This is a genomic window from Pseudomonas sp. 3296 (assembly GCF_031456615.1).
GTDB lineage: Bacteria > Pseudomonadota > Gammaproteobacteria > Pseudomonadales > Pseudomonadaceae > Aquipseudomonas > Aquipseudomonas mucoides.
In genome coordinates, this window is the sequence record NZ_JAVDUY010000001.1 from 301770 (window position 1) to 318581 (window position 16812).

At 59.6% G+C, this 16812-nt stretch carries 12 protein-coding genes and 1 pseudogene; 5 read left to right on the forward strand and 8 right to left on the reverse strand.

The window, feature by feature from the left end; genetic code table 11:
* Positions 1–234: 234 nt before the first annotated feature.
* Entirely contained in the window at positions 235–441 is a 207-nt protein-coding gene (locus tag J2X66_RS01440) for a hypothetical protein (RefSeq protein WP_310259971.1), read from the forward strand.
* Between the two features lie 144 nt (positions 442–585).
* On the opposite strand, the gene J2X66_RS01445 is transcribed toward J2X66_RS01440, so the two are convergent.
* The 8 genes from J2X66_RS01445 to J2X66_RS01480 form a co-directional block, all read right to left on the reverse strand.
* On the reverse strand, positions 586–909 hold the full coding sequence (locus J2X66_RS01445) for a hypothetical protein (protein ID WP_310259974.1): 324 nt from the start codon (positions 907–909) through the stop codon (positions 586–588).
* 529 nt (positions 910–1438) lie between these two features.
* On the reverse strand, positions 1439–3082 hold the full coding sequence (locus tag J2X66_RS01450) for a fatty acid--CoA ligase (RefSeq protein ID WP_310259978.1): 1644 nt from the start codon (positions 3080–3082) through the stop codon (positions 1439–1441).
* A 101-nt stretch (positions 3083–3183) separates the two neighbouring features.
* Positions 3184–4962: an acyl-CoA dehydrogenase C-terminal domain-containing protein gene (locus J2X66_RS01455; protein ID WP_310259980.1), complete on the reverse strand. Its 1779-nt coding sequence runs from the start codon at positions 4960–4962 to the stop codon at positions 3184–3186.
* A 6-nt stretch (positions 4963–4968) separates the two neighbouring features.
* A complete protein-coding gene (locus tag J2X66_RS01460; RefSeq protein WP_310259982.1) occupies positions 4969–7506 on the reverse strand; it encodes an MMPL family transporter in 2538 nt (845 codons plus the stop codon).
* A 15-nt stretch (positions 7507–7521) separates the two neighbouring features.
* Complete coding sequence (locus J2X66_RS01465; protein WP_310259986.1) at positions 7522–8610, reverse strand: YCF48-related protein; 1089 nt, start codon at positions 8608–8610, stop codon at positions 7522–7524.
* Positions 8611–8758: 148 nt separating this feature from the next.
* Positions 8759–10117: a DUF1329 domain-containing protein gene (locus tag J2X66_RS01470; protein WP_310259988.1), complete on the reverse strand. Its 1359-nt coding sequence runs from the start codon at positions 10115–10117 to the stop codon at positions 8759–8761.
* Positions 10118–10158: 41 nt separating this feature from the next.
* Positions 10159–12162 (reverse strand): DUF1302 domain-containing protein, encoded by a 2004-nt coding sequence (locus tag J2X66_RS01475; RefSeq protein ID WP_310259991.1) that lies wholly within the window; start codon positions 12160–12162, stop codon positions 10159–10161.
* A gap of 128 nt (positions 12163–12290) precedes the next feature.
* A complete protein-coding gene (locus J2X66_RS01480; protein WP_059181160.1) occupies positions 12291–12857 on the reverse strand; it encodes an alpha/beta hydrolase in 567 nt (188 codons plus the stop codon).
* Between the two features lie 353 nt (positions 12858–13210).
* Between J2X66_RS01480 and J2X66_RS01485 the strand changes: the two genes are divergently transcribed.
* The 4 genes and pseudogenes from J2X66_RS01485 to J2X66_RS01500 all read left to right on the forward strand — a co-directional run bounded on the left by J2X66_RS01485 (position 13211) and on the right by J2X66_RS01500 (position 16580).
* Positions 13211–14245, forward strand: a complete 1035-nt coding sequence (locus tag J2X66_RS01485) for an AraC family transcriptional regulator (RefSeq protein ID WP_310259995.1) — start codon at positions 13211–13213, stop codon at positions 14243–14245.
* 415 nt (positions 14246–14660) lie between these two features.
* Positions 14661–15020, forward strand: a complete 360-nt coding sequence (locus J2X66_RS01490; RefSeq protein WP_027921444.1) for a DUF6124 family protein — start codon at positions 14661–14663, stop codon at positions 15018–15020.
* 148 nt (positions 15021–15168) lie between these two features.
* Positions 15169–16353 (forward strand): annotated as a pseudogene (locus J2X66_RS01495) (colicin E3/pyocin S6 family cytotoxin).
* Positions 16350–16580: a hypothetical protein gene (locus J2X66_RS01500; protein WP_027921446.1), complete on the forward strand. Its 231-nt coding sequence runs from the start codon at positions 16350–16352 to the stop codon at positions 16578–16580. The pseudogene J2X66_RS01495 and the gene J2X66_RS01500 overlap by 4 nt, the downstream one beginning before the upstream one ends.
* The last annotated feature ends 232 nt before the right edge of the window (positions 16581–16812 follow it).

Here is a 16812-nt window from a genome sequence, read left to right on the forward strand (position 1 = left end):
GTTATACCGCTGCAATTTTCATAAACTCTCCGATGACATGCCCAGAAACTTTCTGGTCCTTTCAACCATTCGTCGCCTGGTAAATCGTGTCGCGCAATGCACGAGACGCTCTGGCGCAGGGATTGCACAGGCCGGTCGTAGCCGCTCGGAAACGACGTAATTCTGACGCGACGACAATCCACTCAACACTTAAGGACCCCAGCGCAACGCCTGGTGAGTCACCGGAGATTTAACGTGTCAACCCTCAGTGAAATCGCAGCGAACCACGCGAGAATGGCTAAATTACAGGCACAAGAGTCGACCGGATTGAGTGAGCGGCACGTTCAAATTGTGGGCAGCTTCGAAGTACCCGTCATGGAAGAACAACAGCACATCCCCTTGCACTTGATCGCTGGTGTGCAGGACAACCACCTCGCCCAGGCTGCGGGTTACTTGCTCTGAGTGAGCTTTTGCACCAAGGAGTGGCACGCACTGGTGGGTGACCACTCCTTGCGCATGTGCTTTACGGTGAGTCGCTATTGCGAAAGCATCGATCGTTGCGATGATCGTTCCCTCGCTCTGCGTGGGAACGATTATTCAGCGGCGCTAATCCGAAGCCTGAGCCCGCAATCGCCGCCCCACTACATCCAGCACATCACAGCCATCGCGCAATGGGATGGCGCACAGCAGCGCAAAGTCGCTGAGGATGAAGGATTCGCACTCGAGCGAACCGCGCATCGACATGTTTTCCAGTACCTGGGTGACGGTGCGAATTCGGTAGTTGGCGGCTTCGTATAAAACGTCGAGCGGTGCGTGGGTGTCGACGAACAGCGTGGGCATGTCGGTGCAGTTGCTGGTGAGGGCCATGAAGCGGTTGTTGGGGTGGGGGATTGGTTTTTCGTAGGGTGGATCGGGGTGAAGGGTTTTCATTTTTTCAGACCTTTGGCGGATAAATTTAAGCTACCAACGGCCTTCCTACGGGCTTGGGTGGCAGCCGTACGCGGGAGTAGGAAACTGAGGATCCACCAAACTCAGCCACGCCGAAGCGTGTCCCGCGCACAGCCGCCGCGAACGATCTTACGGACACTAAGTAAGTGCCGCAATCACACGACAGCGCCGACGCGCGGTGAAAATCCAAGGGTTCCTACACCCTGCCACTGCATTTGCAGCGACAGCCAAAGACTATCCATGGATCTCACTTCGCACCAGTTCATCAAAGCCGCTACAAGTTGAAGGAAACTTCCGACGACCTTGCCCAGAAATTTCGCCCTCGCGCAGCGTTTTGAGCGCGCGAGACTTTGCGGCGGATCAATCAGGAAAGCAGTCAGAGAAGTAGGAAAACGGCGTAGGCCAAATCCTTAAATAACACCGCAAAATCAACAATTACCCCAAACGAAAACGTGGTGTGAGATCTCCCCCACGCCACGTTCTTTCATCTACCCAACGAACCTGATAACCGTCAGCCCGCCTCACTCTCCCGAATCAGCTTCTTGTTGATCTTCCCGACACTGGTCTTGGGAATTTCAGCCACGAACTTGAACTGCTTCGGAATAGCCCATTTGTTGATACGCCCACACTCGACAAACGTCTGCAGGTGCGTCTCGAGGATTTGCTTGTCGAGGTACTGACCCGGCTCGCACACCACCATCGCCATGGGCCGTTCGCCCCACTGCTCATCGACGATGCCGACGACCGCGACAGACATCACCGCCGCGTGTTCGCTGATCAGGCTCTCCAGTTCCAGCGAGCTGATCCACTCGCCCCCGGTCTTGATCACATCCTTGATGCGGTCCTTGATTTCCACGCCGCCCATCGAGTCGATGGAAGCCATGTCGCCCGTGTGCATCCAGCCGTCGAGCCAGAGCTCGGCGCCCTTTGCCGGTTCTTTCAAATAACCCTGGGTCAGCCAAGGCGCGCGGACCACGATTTCGCCAAGAGACTCACCGTCATGCACCACATCGTTGCCGCTGGCATCGATGATTTTCAGGTCAACCATGGGCACCGGTGTGCCGGTCTTCATGCGGGTCGCCAGTTGATCTTGCATGGGTTGCTTGAGCACGTCGTCACGCAGGTAACTCAGGCACAGCAACGGGCACGTTTCCGACATGCCGTAACCGCTGTGCACCACCATGCCTTTGGCGCTGGCTTCGCTGGCGATACCGAGGGTCAGCGCGCTGCCGCCGAGGAGCATTTTCCAGCCCTCGAAACGGGTCTGTTTCCCAGCCTCGCAGTTCAGGATCATTTGCAGAATGGTCGGTACGCAATGGGAGAAAGTGACCTTCTCCTCGCGATACAGCCGGACCAGGCTGTTGGGTTCGTAGCGGCCCGGATAAACCTGCTTCAGCCCCATCAGCGTGGCGACATACGGCACGCCCCACGCATGCACGTGAAACATTGGCGTGATCGGCATGTACACGTCATCGGAACGCAGCAGCGGCTGGCCTTGATACACGCCCAGGGTGCCGACGGCATTCAGGGTGTGCAGGACCAGTTGGCGATGGGTGAAATACACGCCTTTCGGGTCGCCGGTGGTGCCCGTGGTGTAGAACAGGGTCGCCACCGAATTCTCGTCGAAATCGGGGAAGTCGTACTGGTCCGATGCCAGGGACAGCAACTGCTCATATTCACCCAACACCGGCAACGAGGTGCTGGCGGCGTTGTCATCGGTGAGTTGGAGATAGCCTTTGACGGTGGTCAACCGATCCTGGACCTGCTCGAGCAACGGCAGGAAATCATCATGCACCAGCACCAGATCGTCTTCGGCGTGGTTCATGGTGAACAGCACCTGATCCGGCGACAGACGAATGTTCACCGTGTGCAGCACCGCGCCAATCATCGGCACGGCGAAGAAGCATTCCAGGTAGCGATGACTGTCCCAGTCCAGCAGTGCCACGGTGTCCCCGGCTTTCACGCCGGCGGCCGTCAAGGCGTTGGCCAGTTTGCGGATGCGTTTGTTGAGCGTCAGGTAGTCGTAGCGCAGTTTGTCGGCGTAGACGATTTCGCGACCCGGCTCGTAGCGCGCACCGGACAGCAACAATTGCTTGATCAGCAACGGATAGGCGTAGGCGCCATCGGCGGGCGGGATTATTTTTGTCGCCATCATGTTTGGGTTCCTGGTCCTTATGTTATTGGCTCAGAGCCCCTCGATGCACTCAGTTGCAATCGACTCCCGACGCGGAGTCGGGGGTCGCGGGGGCCTGGCGATCAGAACTGCGCGGCGTCCAGCTCGTAGAGGCACTCGCTGCCGGCCTTGACCGATGCGCTCAATGAATGGATGCGTGGCAGCAGGCGGGCAAAGTAAAAGCGTGCGGTGGCCAGTTTGCTGACGTAGAAGTCGTCCTCGGCCTGCTTGCCGATGGCGGTCTTGGCCATCAGTGCCCACATGTAGGCGTAGGCGACGTAGCCGAAGGTTTGCAGGTACTCGACCGAGGCTGCGCCGATTTCATTCGGGTTGTTTTTCGCCCGGTCGAGCACCCACGCGGTCAATTCGTCGAGGACGTCCACGGCAGCGTTCAACGGCTTGCTGAACTCACCGAATTCGGCGTTGGCATTGGCGGCGAAGTGGCGAACCTCGGAGGCGAACAAGCGGTAAAGCGCCCCGCCGCTGCCGACGATCTTGCGCCCGACCAGGTCCAGCGACTGGATACCGTTGGTGCCTTCGTAGATCTGGGTGATGCGCACGTCACGCACCAACTGCTCCTGGCCCCACTCGCGGATGTAGCCGTGGCCGCCGAAAATCATCTGACCGTGCAATGTGGTTTCGAGGCCCATGTCGGTGAGAAACGCCTTGGCCACCGGGGTCAACAACGAGACCAATTCCTGTGCCCGACTGCGCGTGGTGGCGTCTTCACTGTACTTGGCCGTGTCCAGTTGCAGGGCCACGTAGCTGGAGAACGCACGGCCGCCTTCGTTCAAGGCTTTCATGGTCAACAACATGCGTCGCACGTCCGGGTGGACGATGATCGGGTCGGCGGCTTTGTCCTTGTTCTGCGCGCCGGTTGGCGCGCGGCTTTGCAGACGGTCACGGGCGTACTCGACGGCGTTCTGGTACGAGCGCTCGCCCAGGGACAGGCCCTGAATGCCGACGCCCAGACGCTCGTAGTTCATCATCGTGAACATCGCCGCCAGGCCCTTGTTCGGCGCGTCGACGATCCAGCCAGTGGCGCCGTCGAAGTTCATCACGCAGGTGGCGGAGGCCTTGATGCCCATCTTGTGTTCTATGGACCCGCAGGACAGCGCGTTGCGCTCGCCCAGGGAACCGTCATCGTTGACCAGCACCTTGGGCACCAGGAACAGGGAAATGCCCTTCGGACCGGCCGGCGCATCCGGCAGTCGGGCCAGTACCAGGTGGATGATGTTTTCGGTCAGGTCGTGCTCACCGCCGGTGATAAAAATCTTGCTGCCGCTGACTTTATAGCTGCCGTCGGCCTGAGGCTCGGCGCGGGTGCGAATCAAGCCCAGGTCAGTGCCGGCATGGGCCTCGGTCAGGCACATCGAACCGGTCCAGGTGCCGGCGTACATGTTCGGCAAATAACGCTGCTTGAGCTCTTCACTGGCGTGGGCATTGATCGACAGGCACGCGCCGGCCGTCAGCATCGGGTACAGGCCAAAGGACAGGCCGGCCGAGTTGACCATCTCTTCGACCTGCGCCGAAATCGCCTTGGGCATGCCCATGCCGCCGAATTGCGGATCGCCGCCCACACCGACCCAACCGCCCTCGGCGAACGCCTGGTACGCGGCAACAAAACCGTCGGGCGCGATGACTTCGCCGTTGTTCCAGGTGCAGCCTTGTTCGTCGCCATTGCGGTTCAGCGGTGCGATCACTTCACCGGTGATCTTGCCGGCCTCTTCCAGGATCGCGGCAGCCGTCTCTTCATCAATCACATCGGCCAGGCCAGGCAATGTCGCCCACAGGCTGGACACCTCAAAGACTTCATTGAGGACGAAGCGCATGTCGCGCAAGGGAGCTTTGTATTCGGACATAGTGACTTACTCTGGTGTGCTCAAAGCATGAGGAACAGGTGAAGTGTGCGAAGTGCTGGCCTCTTCGGCCGGCGCCAGCGGTGCGTCCTCGACAGGACGCGTCTCCAGCGTTTTTTCGCGCAACAGGAAATACGACAGGGCCGGAATCAGGATCAGCGCGCCGAGCATGTTCCACAGGAACATGAAGGTCAGCAGGATGCCCATGTCGGCCTGGAACTTGATCGGTGACCAAACCCAGCACACCACGCCGGCGGCGAGGGTGATACCGACCAGGCCGACCACGCGACCGGTGAACGACACGGCGTTACGGTACGACTGGGACAGCGACAGGCCCTGGCGCTGGAAGTGCAACTGGACGCTGAGCAGGTACAACGCGTAGTCGACGCCGATGCCGACGCCCAACGCGATCACCGGCAAGGTCGCGACTTTCACGCCGATGCCCATCGCCACCATCAAGGCTTCGCAAAGGATCGAGGTCAGCACCAGTGGCAGCAGCGCCACCAGCGTCGCGCGCCAGCTGCGGAAGGTAATCAGGCAGAACAGCGTCACCGCCGCGTACACGTACAGCAGCATGGTGTGATTGGCCTCACGCACCACGATGTTGGTCGCGGCCTCGATCCCGGCACTGCCTGCAGCGAGCAGGAACTGGCGATCGTCGGTGCTGTTTTCCTTGGCGAACTTGTCAGCGATGGCGACCACTTCGTCCAGGGTTTCAGCCTTGTGGTCCTTGAGGAAGGCGATCACCGGCATCAGCGAGCAATTGTTGTTAAACAGTTCCGGCGAATTGACCGAGGCCTGTTGCGCGGCGTAGTTGAGCACGTCCTGGTTGCGCTGGATGCTGTTGAGTTTGGGGTTGCCCTCGTAGGTGCCGGCAGTGATCTGGCGCACGGCGTTGACCAGCGAGGTGGTCGCGCGAACGCCCGGGTTTTGTTGCAGCTCCCAAGCGAGACGGTCGGCCAACACCAGCGTCTTGTAGTTCAGGCAGCCTTCCGGCGCGGTCTTGATCATCACCGCGAAGAGGTCGCTGGACAGCGCGTAATGCTGGGTGATGTAGGCGTTGTCACGGTTGTAGCGCGAGTCGGCACGCAGCTCCGGCGCCCCGCTTTCCAGGTCGCCGATTTTCAGGTGCAGGCTGACCATGAAGCCGCCGACGCCCATCAGCACCGCGACCAACACGGCGCCCGTGGCCCACTTGCGGGTGGTGAAACGGTCGAGCAAATCCCAGAGTCGGCCAAAGCCTTTGTGCTTTTCAGCGCGTGTGTCGATTTTCAGTGCGCGTTCGGCGGCTTTGGCACCGACGCCGACGTACGACAGCGCCACCGGCATCAGCAGCAGCGAGGTGAAGATCAATACGGCGACACCGATGCTGGCGGTGATCGCCAGGTCCTGGATCACTGGAATGTCGATCAGCATCAGCACGGCGAAACCCACGGCGTCGGCCAGCAGCGCGGTGACCCCGGCAATGAACAGACGGCGGAAGGTGTAGCGCGCGGCGATCAGTTTATGGGTGCCGCGAGCGATGTCCTGCATGATGCCGTTCATCTTCTGCGCGGCGTGGGACACGCCGATGGCGAAGATCAGGAACGGCACCAGCACCGAGTATGGATCGATGGCGTAGCCCAGCCAGGCGACGATGCCCAACTGCCAGACCACCGCAATCAGCGAGCAGCCAACCACCAGCAAGGTACTGCGCACGCAGCGAGTGTAGGCGTAGATGATCACCAGCGACGTGATCACGGCCAGGCCGAAAAACATCATCACCTGAATCAAACCGTCGATCAGGTCGCCCATCAATTTGGCGAAGCCGATCACCCGGACTTTGTAGTGCCCCTTCCCTTCGACGCCGGACTTGCGCGCGGCGCTGTCACCGGCGTATTCGATCTTGTCGCGCAACTGCTCTTCGAGCATCTGCGAGAATTCGTGGTAGTTGATGCGTTGACCGCCGGCGGCGGCCTTGTCCAGCAGCGGCACGATCAGCATGCTGGATTTGAAGTCGCTGGCGACCAGGCTGCCGACGATCCCGGCACGGGAAATGTTCTGGCGCAGCTGCTCGATTTGCTCAGGCTTGCCCTGGTAGGTGTCGGGCATCACCGGGCCACCCTGGAAGCCTTCTTCGGTGACTTCGGTCCAGCGTACCGCGGGGCTCCACAGCGATTTCATCCAGGCCCGATCAACGCCTTCGGTGAGGAACAGCTGATCGTTGACCTGCTTGAGCACGTCCAGGTATTCAGGGTCGAAAATGTCGCCCTGGGTGTTTTCCACCACCACCCGCACCGAGTTACCGAGGCCGCGCAGCGACGCGCGGTTTTCCAGGAAATTCTGGATGTAAGGCTGGCTCTGCGGAATCATTTTTTCGAAGCTGGGACGCAGCTCCAGACGGGTGGCCGCCATGTAGCCCAGCACCACGGTGGCGAGCGCCATCAGCAGCATGAACAGCGGGCGGTAGTTGAAGACCAGGCGTTCCAGCAGGTTGCCGGAGCGACGGTCGAAATCGCGCACGTCGCGGATCACCGGCATGGCTTCTTGTTGTTTTATGTTGCCCATGTCTGGGTTCTCGCTTTAAGGGTTCGAGGTCTTAACGACGGACAGCGCCAGTGCGCCACGGCTGCCAGCCACGACCAACGAGCCGTCGGAGGCCTCGGTGGCGCCAGCAATCGGCGTCGGTACAGGCTGCTGAACCAGGTGCAGTTGCGCGCCAGAACCCTGACTGACCAGCATCTGCCCACCCTGGGTGAACAAGCGATAGTCGCCACGGTTATCGATCAGGCCGGCGGTGACGCTGATGTGCAGGCCGGTGTCCAGCGCGGTCCAGTTCTGGCCGCCATCGGTGCTGCGCAATACGTTGCCGCGCAAGCCGTAGACCAGCACTTCGCCTGGCTTGCCGAGCACGCCGAAAAAGCTGCCCTGATAAGGCGTTTGCACTTCAGCGAAACGCTGGCTGGCGTCGTCCCATTTGAGCAACAGCCCCTGCTCGCCGGCGATGTACAACGCATCCCCCGTGGAGGCGATGGCGTTCAGGTGAAAGCCTTGCGGGTTGTCGGTGCGGTCCTGAAACGGGGTCCAGGTCTGGCCGCCGTCTTCAGTGCGCAGGATCAGGTTGAACACGCCGACCACATAGCCGACCTGCTCGTTGGCGAACCAGACGTCGAGCAAGGGTTTATCGGCGCCCTGCTCTGCCAGTCGCTGGCCTTCGACGGCCCAGTGTGACCATTGTTCGTTATCCGGTTCGGCACTGGCCAACGTACCGTAATGCCTGACCAGCAATTCACCGATCTGACGGCCATCCAATTGCTTGCGCCAGGTCACGCCAGCGTCATCGCTGTGCAACACCACGCCGTCATTACCGACCGCCCAGCCTTCCCTGGCCGATGGAAAATTCACCGCACTGAGATCGGCACTCACTGGCACGGCTGCTTGCTGCCAGTGTTTACCGCTGTCATCGGAATAGAGAATGTGCCCACGCTGCCCGACGGCAACCAATCGGTCGCCCGCACGGGTCATGCCGGTCAACGGACTGCTGACCGCCAGCGGACTGACTTTGGCAGGCAGGTCCAGCACATCGACGTAACCGGCCGCCTGGGTGACGCCCTGCGACATGACAAGCAGGGCGCCGAGCGTTAACTGCAGGTACTTTTTGTACGAACACATACCGCGTCCTCTTGGGAAAACCGCGTCAGGGACTGCAAGCGTGCAGCCCGACGTTGAAAACCGGCGCCGCGACGATCGGCGAGCACCGACCGTCGCCGGTCACACGGCTTGCGGGCCGTGGACCGATGAACGCCTTGTTGCGGTTTGCTTAGCGAATGCCGGCGCCCGCCAGGGACTCCGACGACCACTGCGCCTTGGAGAGCGGATCGATGTACTTGATGCCGCCGTAAGGGCCGACTACACCGTTGATGTTGTAGGAACCGCCCACCAGGTCGTAAATCATGAACGGCGTGGAGTCAGGCACCTGCTTGTCATAGCTCTGGCTGAGGAAGGCAAAGGAACCACGGTAGAGCTGACCACGGGCGTCATATTGGTCCGAGGCCAAAGCTGTCCAGCTGTCTTCGTCGAGGTAGAAGCGACGTTTGGCGTAGATGTGGCGTGCACCGGCCTTGAGGGTGCCTTCGACGACCCACACGCGGTGTTTTTCCCAGCGCACATAATCGGATGCCAGGTGATTAGGCGTGGTGATCGACTTCGGGTCCTGCACGTAGGTCAGCTTGTAGGTGTTGTACGGCACGATCATTTCTTGCTTGCCGACCAGCTTCCAGTCGTAGCGATCCAGCGCACCGTTGAACACGAACACATCATCGTAAGTACCGGCGCCGGCGGTGCCGGGGTTAGGCGTGTCGTAGGCCAGGTTCGGAGCCAGCTTCACGCGGCGCTGGCCAGGCAAGTACTGCCAGGCACGACGCGGTTGTTGCAGCGGGTTGGCGGCGTCCTTGAGCATCACCGCTTCGCCGGCACGACGCGCCGGGCCGGTGTATTGCAGCTTCATCTGGTAGTACACGTCGGCACTGCTGATCGGCTGCGCCAGGTTTTCGTAGATCGGATAGGAGATGAATGCCTGCCCGGTGGTCGCCAGGCTTGGAACGCCCGCGGAGTCAACGTTCCAGGAGTCGTACTTGGAGTTGATGCTCACGCCCTGATAGCGCAACAGGAAGTTCCACATCGCCTCGTTACCCGATTGCGGAATCGGGAACGGTACGCCCGGCAGCACGTTGTCGATGGCCAGGCCACCTTCAAGGGACTTGGCGCCGGTGGCGTTTTTCACGCCGTTGTCGAGGATCGCTTTAGGCAGCGAAACGGTACGGTGAGTCGGGTACACCTCGACCTTGAACGTCGGGAAACGCTTGGCCAGTTCCGCGGTGGTTGCGGTGAGCTGAGCCTTGTACTGATCGACGTTTTTACCGTCGATCACCAGCAACGGTTTTTCATTGGCAAACGGATCCGGGCGCATGCTGTCGCCGGCCTTGAAGCTGGCGGGTGGCGTGGTCAGGCCGCCGTCATAGGCCGGGATGGAACCATCGGCATTCCCGGCTTTTTCAGCGCCGACGAGGGTCAGGCTGCTGCCCAGTTTGGTCGCGTCTTGAGCAGATACAGCAGCGTGTGCCTGGGCGGCAACAACCATCGCCAGCGAGGCAGCCAACACGGTTTGTACACATTTCATGTTGAGGTTCTCCTGCTTACGTCGAGTAAGCGAGTGATGAATCAAAAGGTGGTTTTCATTGTCAGGTACACAGCACCACGATCCTCAGTCGTGGCACCGCCACCGGAAAAGGACGAGTAGCCACCGGCGTAGCACGCATAGTTTTCGTTACCACTAAAGGCGTTTGGAGTAGAGCCGTCGCCCCCCGTCGGGCCGGTACTCACGCCGCTTTTATTGCACTTCTCGGTCTGGCCGAAAGAGTCCACATACTTCAGGTCGACAAAGTATTTGTTGTACACGACGGCACCCACGCCGAAGGCATAGTTGCCGGTGTCCTTGGCACCGCCACCGGACACCGGTGACACGCCGTCGATGCCGACGTTGACGGACATTGGCGCATTGAGGTCAACGCCCGGGAACACCTGGTACCAGGTCGGTGTGAAGTTGACCGCGATGCCCCAGTTGTCACGGGTCGGTTTGTCGATACCGCGATAGCTGTCCTCACCCTTGTAGAGCGCCTTGTTTTTGTCATCGATGCTCAACAGGTTGCTGTAATACAGTTCGCCAAGCACTGTCGCCTGATCGAACACCGGCGTTTTAGGCAGGGTCATCAGACCGTTCAACGTCCAGTGCAACGTCTCGCCGGTGGCGCTCATGCTGTCGCCGCGGCTCGGGGTGTCGTAGATCACGCCCGTGGCATCGGTGCGCGCCGGCAACAGGCCGAGGCCTTTACCCAGGCCCAACGGACTGGTGGAGCTGACGATTGCCGGGATACTGGCCAGCGGCATGTTGTGACGGATGTTCAGGTCGGAACCCACACTCACGCCGCCGACGTCCTTGGACAGGCTCAGGCCGAAAATTTTGATGTCGTCGGCGTAGGCCAGTTGATAAGTGGCGGTGTTCAACGAGTTGAGCGTGTTGACCACGGCAGGCACTTGCCCTGCTGGTCGGGTGCCATTCGGGTTGGCCGACGAGATGCCTCGTGCATCCAGCCAGGCTTGCGGCAGGATTTCCGACGTCTCGCGGTAGTAGACGCCGAGCGTCCCGTCCAGCCAGGCCGGCGACCACTTGGCCATGACGCCCCAATCACCGCTGCTGTGCGGCGTCAGGTCATGCCCACGCACCACGTTGGTCAAACCGTTGCACGGCGCCAGGCCGCAACCCAGCGGGCTGCCCGGAACCACGGCGTTGGTGTTGCCCAGCAAAAACGATTGCGCGCCGAAACCCACCAGATCGGAACCACCGTAGTAGGTGCCGGCTTCAGGCAAGCGAGCCGCGTCCCAGTCCAGGAAGTACTGTGCGCCGATGGTCAACTCAGGGTTAACGGTGAAGGTCGTCGACAGTTGGTTACGCGGTACGAACAGTTCCTTGGCTTCAGTGCCAGGCGACGCCGCCAGCTTGGCGAGGTCGAGGCCGGACTGGCCGTAGCTGATCGAATGCACCGGGTTGAGAATGGTCTCGCCCCAGAACACGTTGTGCTGACCGGCCTTCATACTGAGCAACGACTCCTCGCCCACTTCGGTGCTGTAGAACACGAATGCATCGAGGATTTCGCCGGACGGACCGGTGTAATAACGCTGGGCATAGTTGCTCAGGTGCGAGCTGCCAAAACCGACGTTGTCGTTGGTGACGGCGGCCAGGCGCGGGTCGTTGGCGACCAGGCCGGAGCGTGCATCGTTGCCATTGACGAACGGGTTGGAGTTGGAGCCGGTGTTTTCGTACGCCTTGTCGTACCAGCTGGCGGCACTGACACGGAAGCCCATGGCGTTTTTGTAGACCACGTCCATCTCGGTCAACAGGTCGATACGGTTGGTGATGTTGGTGCCAGCCTTGCGGAAGTTGTAGTCGCCATCGTTGTTGTTTGGCGTCCCCAACATGCGCTTGTCGGCGCTTTCGGTGCGCACACCGTAGTTGTACTTGATGGTGTTATCGATGCGCGCGGTCCAGTCCGGATTACCGGTATCCAGTTCAACCGCCCGGGCGGTCGGCATGGACGCGGCCAGAATGGCTGAGGCCAGCAATGTGTAGCGCGAAACCGTGAACCCGTGACTCTTATTGTTGTGCATTGCGTTGTCTCCGCCTTTTGTATTTGTTTTAAGCGCAGCCGCCCTCACGCATTCCCTTGTTCCAGGGTTTTGCGTTGCTCAGGAGTGAGGGCAAATGCCGGTTGGCTCGCGGCCAATCGGCGCCTGAATTAACGATCCAGCTCGAGAATGAAAGCTTCGGCTTCTGGCCAGTGGCCAAATCCTGCAGCCGGGTTCAGATGACCGACTGCACCCAGGTTGCGCAGCTCTGCACCCCAGCCTCGAGCCATGCGATTGACGGCTTCGAGACTGGCCAGGTGATCATTGGTGCTGCCAATCACCAGGCTTGGGAACGGCAGCGGACCTTCGGGTAGCGGATTCCAGCCATGGGACCGCAGCGATTCGGAAGAAGGGTAGCCTTGCGGCCAGGTGGCATCGAGGTCCGGTGGCGCGGCCAGCAGCGCGCCCTTGATCGGACGGCTGTGCAACGCGGCCCAGTGCGCGACCATCAATACGCCGGCACTGTGGGCGACCAGAATCACCGGCCCGTCGATTTGCTCCAGCTCATGCTGGATCGCACGGACCCGTGCAGCGCAGTCGAGTTTGTCGGTTTCAAGCGGTGGGACGCTGCGTACCTTGGCAAGCCTGGCTTCAAGCAACGTCTGCCAATGCTCGGCCACGTGCTCACGCAAGCCCGGTACGATTAAAACGGTTGCAGCAGTTTGCAGTTTGTCCACGTCAGCACCTACGCTTTCTCGATGACTCGACTGACTCATAGGTCAGACGTTTTTGTAGTGCTGACATTAAAGAGCGCCCACCCCGGACGCTTTACATTAGACGTCAGTCGCTTTTCTTTTCATGACAAATTTGGGGGCGTCGACGTGAGGTGTCCGCTGGTCGAAAACCACGGCAGGTTTGCCCAAGGCCACTGTAATCAATACGTGGACGGATTTATCGCGCTCAGAAGGCTACGTTTAGAGGGAGAACCGGGTGCCTGACTACACTCAACCAACAACTTTCCATTTCATGACGTGCTGGATATAGTCGCCACGCTTATTTCCACCCTAACCGGCCCAGGGAAGACCCACGCATGACCAAGCTTGTTCGCGCCGCCGTCTTGACCAACTACCTGGAGGTCACTAATTACCTGGGTTTCAACCCGCGTGATGTATTGGCTGCCAACGGCTTGAGCAGGGCTCAACTGCTAGCACCGGAACACCGGATCCCTATCGATTCCGCCGTGCGCGTGCTGGAAGAATCTGCCGTCGCCAGTGGTTGCCAGAGCTTCGGCCTGAGCATGGCCGAGTCACGCCAGCTCTCGGATTTCGGCGTGGTCAGCCTGCTGCTCACGCACCAGCGCACACTGCGCGAGGCCTTGCAGGTCGTGGTGCATTACCGTCACTTGATGAATGACTCGCTGGCCATTTTCATAGAAGAGGCCGGCAAGATGGTGATCATTCGCGAAGAGGTCGTGACCGACACGCCGATGCCTTCACGGCAAGCCAACGAACTGGCCATCGGCGTAATGTTCCGTTTGTGCGCCGCCCTGCTCGGCGCGCACTGGCACCCCTACAGCGTCAACTTCACGCACCAGCCTCCGGACAACCTGCAACTGCATCGTCGCCTGTTTGGCTGCACCGTGGAGTTCGGCAGCGAGTTCAATGGCATTGTCTGCCCCAATGCCAGCCTGGACGTGACCAACCCCCACGCCGACCCGGCCATGGCACGTTACGCTCAGGGCTACCTCGACTCGTTGCTGAGCCATGAAGGCGAGTCGTTGCTGTTCGAGGTGCGCAAGGCCATTTACCTGCTGCTGCCCATGGGCCGCGCCACCATCGAGCAAATCGCCCAGACCCAGGGAATGAACGTACGGACGCTGCAACGACGCCTCAAAGACGATGGCTGCGCCTTCAACGACCTGATCAACGAGGTGCGCCGCGATCTGGTCCTGCGTTACCTGGAGAATCCGAATTATTCGCTGGGGCGCATCGCCGACATGCTCGGGTACTCGATGGCGAGCTCTTTCACGCGTTGGTTCATCACCCAGTTCGGCATGCCACCGGCGGCGTGGCGCGCACAAAAGCAAGGCAGCGCCAAATCTGTCCCGGGTCATAACGAATCCTGAGGCCGCCAAACCCCTGAGTCCCCCCCCCCGGGAATTCGGGGTATTAAACATCGCCCGAAAACGCCTGTTTAAAACCCTTCCAGGTTACTTCCGGAAAGCCACAAGACCTTGCGCCGTTGCCTACGGCTACGCCAGAATCCGCCGGCTTGTGCGCCTTGGTCCGGGTCTTTATCGTTTCCGGGTCGCTGACAATTCAGCGATCGGGTTTAGCAGCTCGGACAAAGATCAAGGCACGTCAGTGCCGCCTCTGATCAACCGACACTGTTTCGTCAGTTGCTCTGCGTTATGGCGGCTATGCGTGGGGCACTTCGGTGCGCCGGGTTCCTTGATCCCTGGTCTGCTAACCCGCGTACAGCCGCCACCCACTTCGTTTAGCAGCGATGGATGCTGGCTCCCATGATCAAGGAGTTTCACCATGTTCAAAATCACGCCCAACCCGCCAGAAACCGACGACGTTTCCCCTTACGAAACCCCCGACTCCAAAAAACTCAACGAAGCCGCCGACCGCGCCCTCGATTACTACCTCAAACCGGTCATTCCCAAAGACACCCCGCGCAGACCCAGTACAATCTACTTCGTTGGCCCCGACACCGACAACGAAACCCTGCTGGTCAACGCCTGTGAGACATTGGCGTCAGCGAGTGTGATGTTGAGTGATTTCGCGGGGCAACTGAACGGTACACAGCGCCACACCCTGCTGGGCATTCAAAACTCTGTGATGCTCGGAGAAATGGCGGTGAACCGGATGCTGGATAACGTCGATCCGCACAGCTAACGCTGATCTTTAACGAGGCTCAATCCTGAGATAGCGAACAGTCCTGGCGACATTCAGGACTCGTCCTACAGCCACGATCAACCTCGTTCGTTAACGTCGCACAGCTCCTTTTTCCGGAGCTGTCGACGGACGAATGCAAGGAAGATCAATGGCCGGTAACAAGGAAGTTCCCAGGGTTAAAAACCCACCCTCCGGTGATGGTCATCACATCACCTACCGTTTCATGACGGCCACCGAACTGGCCGAGCGCGAGGCGCGACAAAGCGCCTACGACACCATGCTCGCCCGGTAGCAGGCTTTTGAAGATCGGCTTCAAGCCTCTACGAAAAAGCCGGAAATCGCTCGCGCAGGATGCGTCTTCGCCAAATCCTGCAACCTTCCAGACGCCATCATTAATTACTCGAGTCCTTCGGGTGTGGTCCCGACCGATAGCCTCAAGGATTACGGAAAAATTGCGTGGCTCGGCGCTCGTGACGTAGACGACGCCGGGCTGCTGAATCTCGAAACCATCAGTGGCAGTACCGTCTCCCTCGGCATTGGGCGGCTCGCCCTTAGCGCCCCAACTCTTGCTGCCCCGGTTCTAGGCCTTGGCGCTGCCGGAGCCGCGACATTGGCCGGTGTCGTCGCCTTGTTCTGGACGCCGAGCCTGGGTGATAGCGCGCTCTATACCGAAGACCAACTGCGTACCCTCAAACAGGCCAGAACCCGCGTTAGGCTTCAGGTCGAGCAACAGGCTGACGGCAGCCTCAAGGGCTACGGGTTTTACACCGGCAAAAACCGTGATTGGGAAATGGTCGATGTTGTGCAGTTCACACTGCGCGGCAGTCAGCAGGTGGCGGATCTTGGGGATGGCGTCGAGCTGATCTGGACACCGGCCGTGGATGGCTCGGACATCCTCGGCATTCCTGCGCTGGAAACGGCACCACAGGCGCCGCATATCTGGGTGTACCCGCCGACGCCGGCGGCGGCCAGCATCATAGTGAATCCGGTGTATCCGCCGGAGTACAAGGATTTCATTCTGGTGTTCCCGGTGGGGTCGGGGGTGAAGCCGGTTTACATTGTGGTGAGTGTTTCTGATCACAATTACCATCCGGCACCGACAGGCCTTACTGCTTTTCCTGACGCGACGAAGTCAAATCGTAAAACACCCATAAAAGGCGGTGGCAGACTTAGGAAGCGATGGAAAAACCCAAAAGGGATAATTTTCGAATGGGACTCGCAGCACGGAGCTGTCGAGATGTACGACAAACGTGGTCGTCATCTCGGTGAATATGATCCAACTACGGGCGAGCAGACCAAACCCGCAGATAAGACCAGGAGTGTGGAACCATGATTTACGTCATAGAAGCATTTGATAAAAAAACCGAGCTCATCGCATTCGAAGAAAAATTGCCGAGTGGCTACGATAACGAGCTGAAAGCGATTATGGGATGGACGGCGGACCAACAAGGCTGGGAGGGATATAACCTCACTGCCGAGCAGCTTGGTGCGCTGGAAGGAATACTCGGCAAAAAAATTTATGATCCAGCCTATCTATTCCAGCTGACCTGCAACGCCTAGATACAGCCGCGCTCAGTTCTCAAGCCAAATCCCCCCGGCCTAATTACCTGATCGGGATTTTCTTTAACCCGTCCCTTTTAGATAGCGCTGCTGCTAAAAGCATTGAGCCAACTGTGTAACCGCAGCCCTGTGGCGAGGGAGCTTGCTCCCTCGCCACAATAGCTACCTCATCACAAACTGTTTTCGAACCAACGAAAAAAGCGGCGACTGCTTATACAGTCGCCGCGAAAAG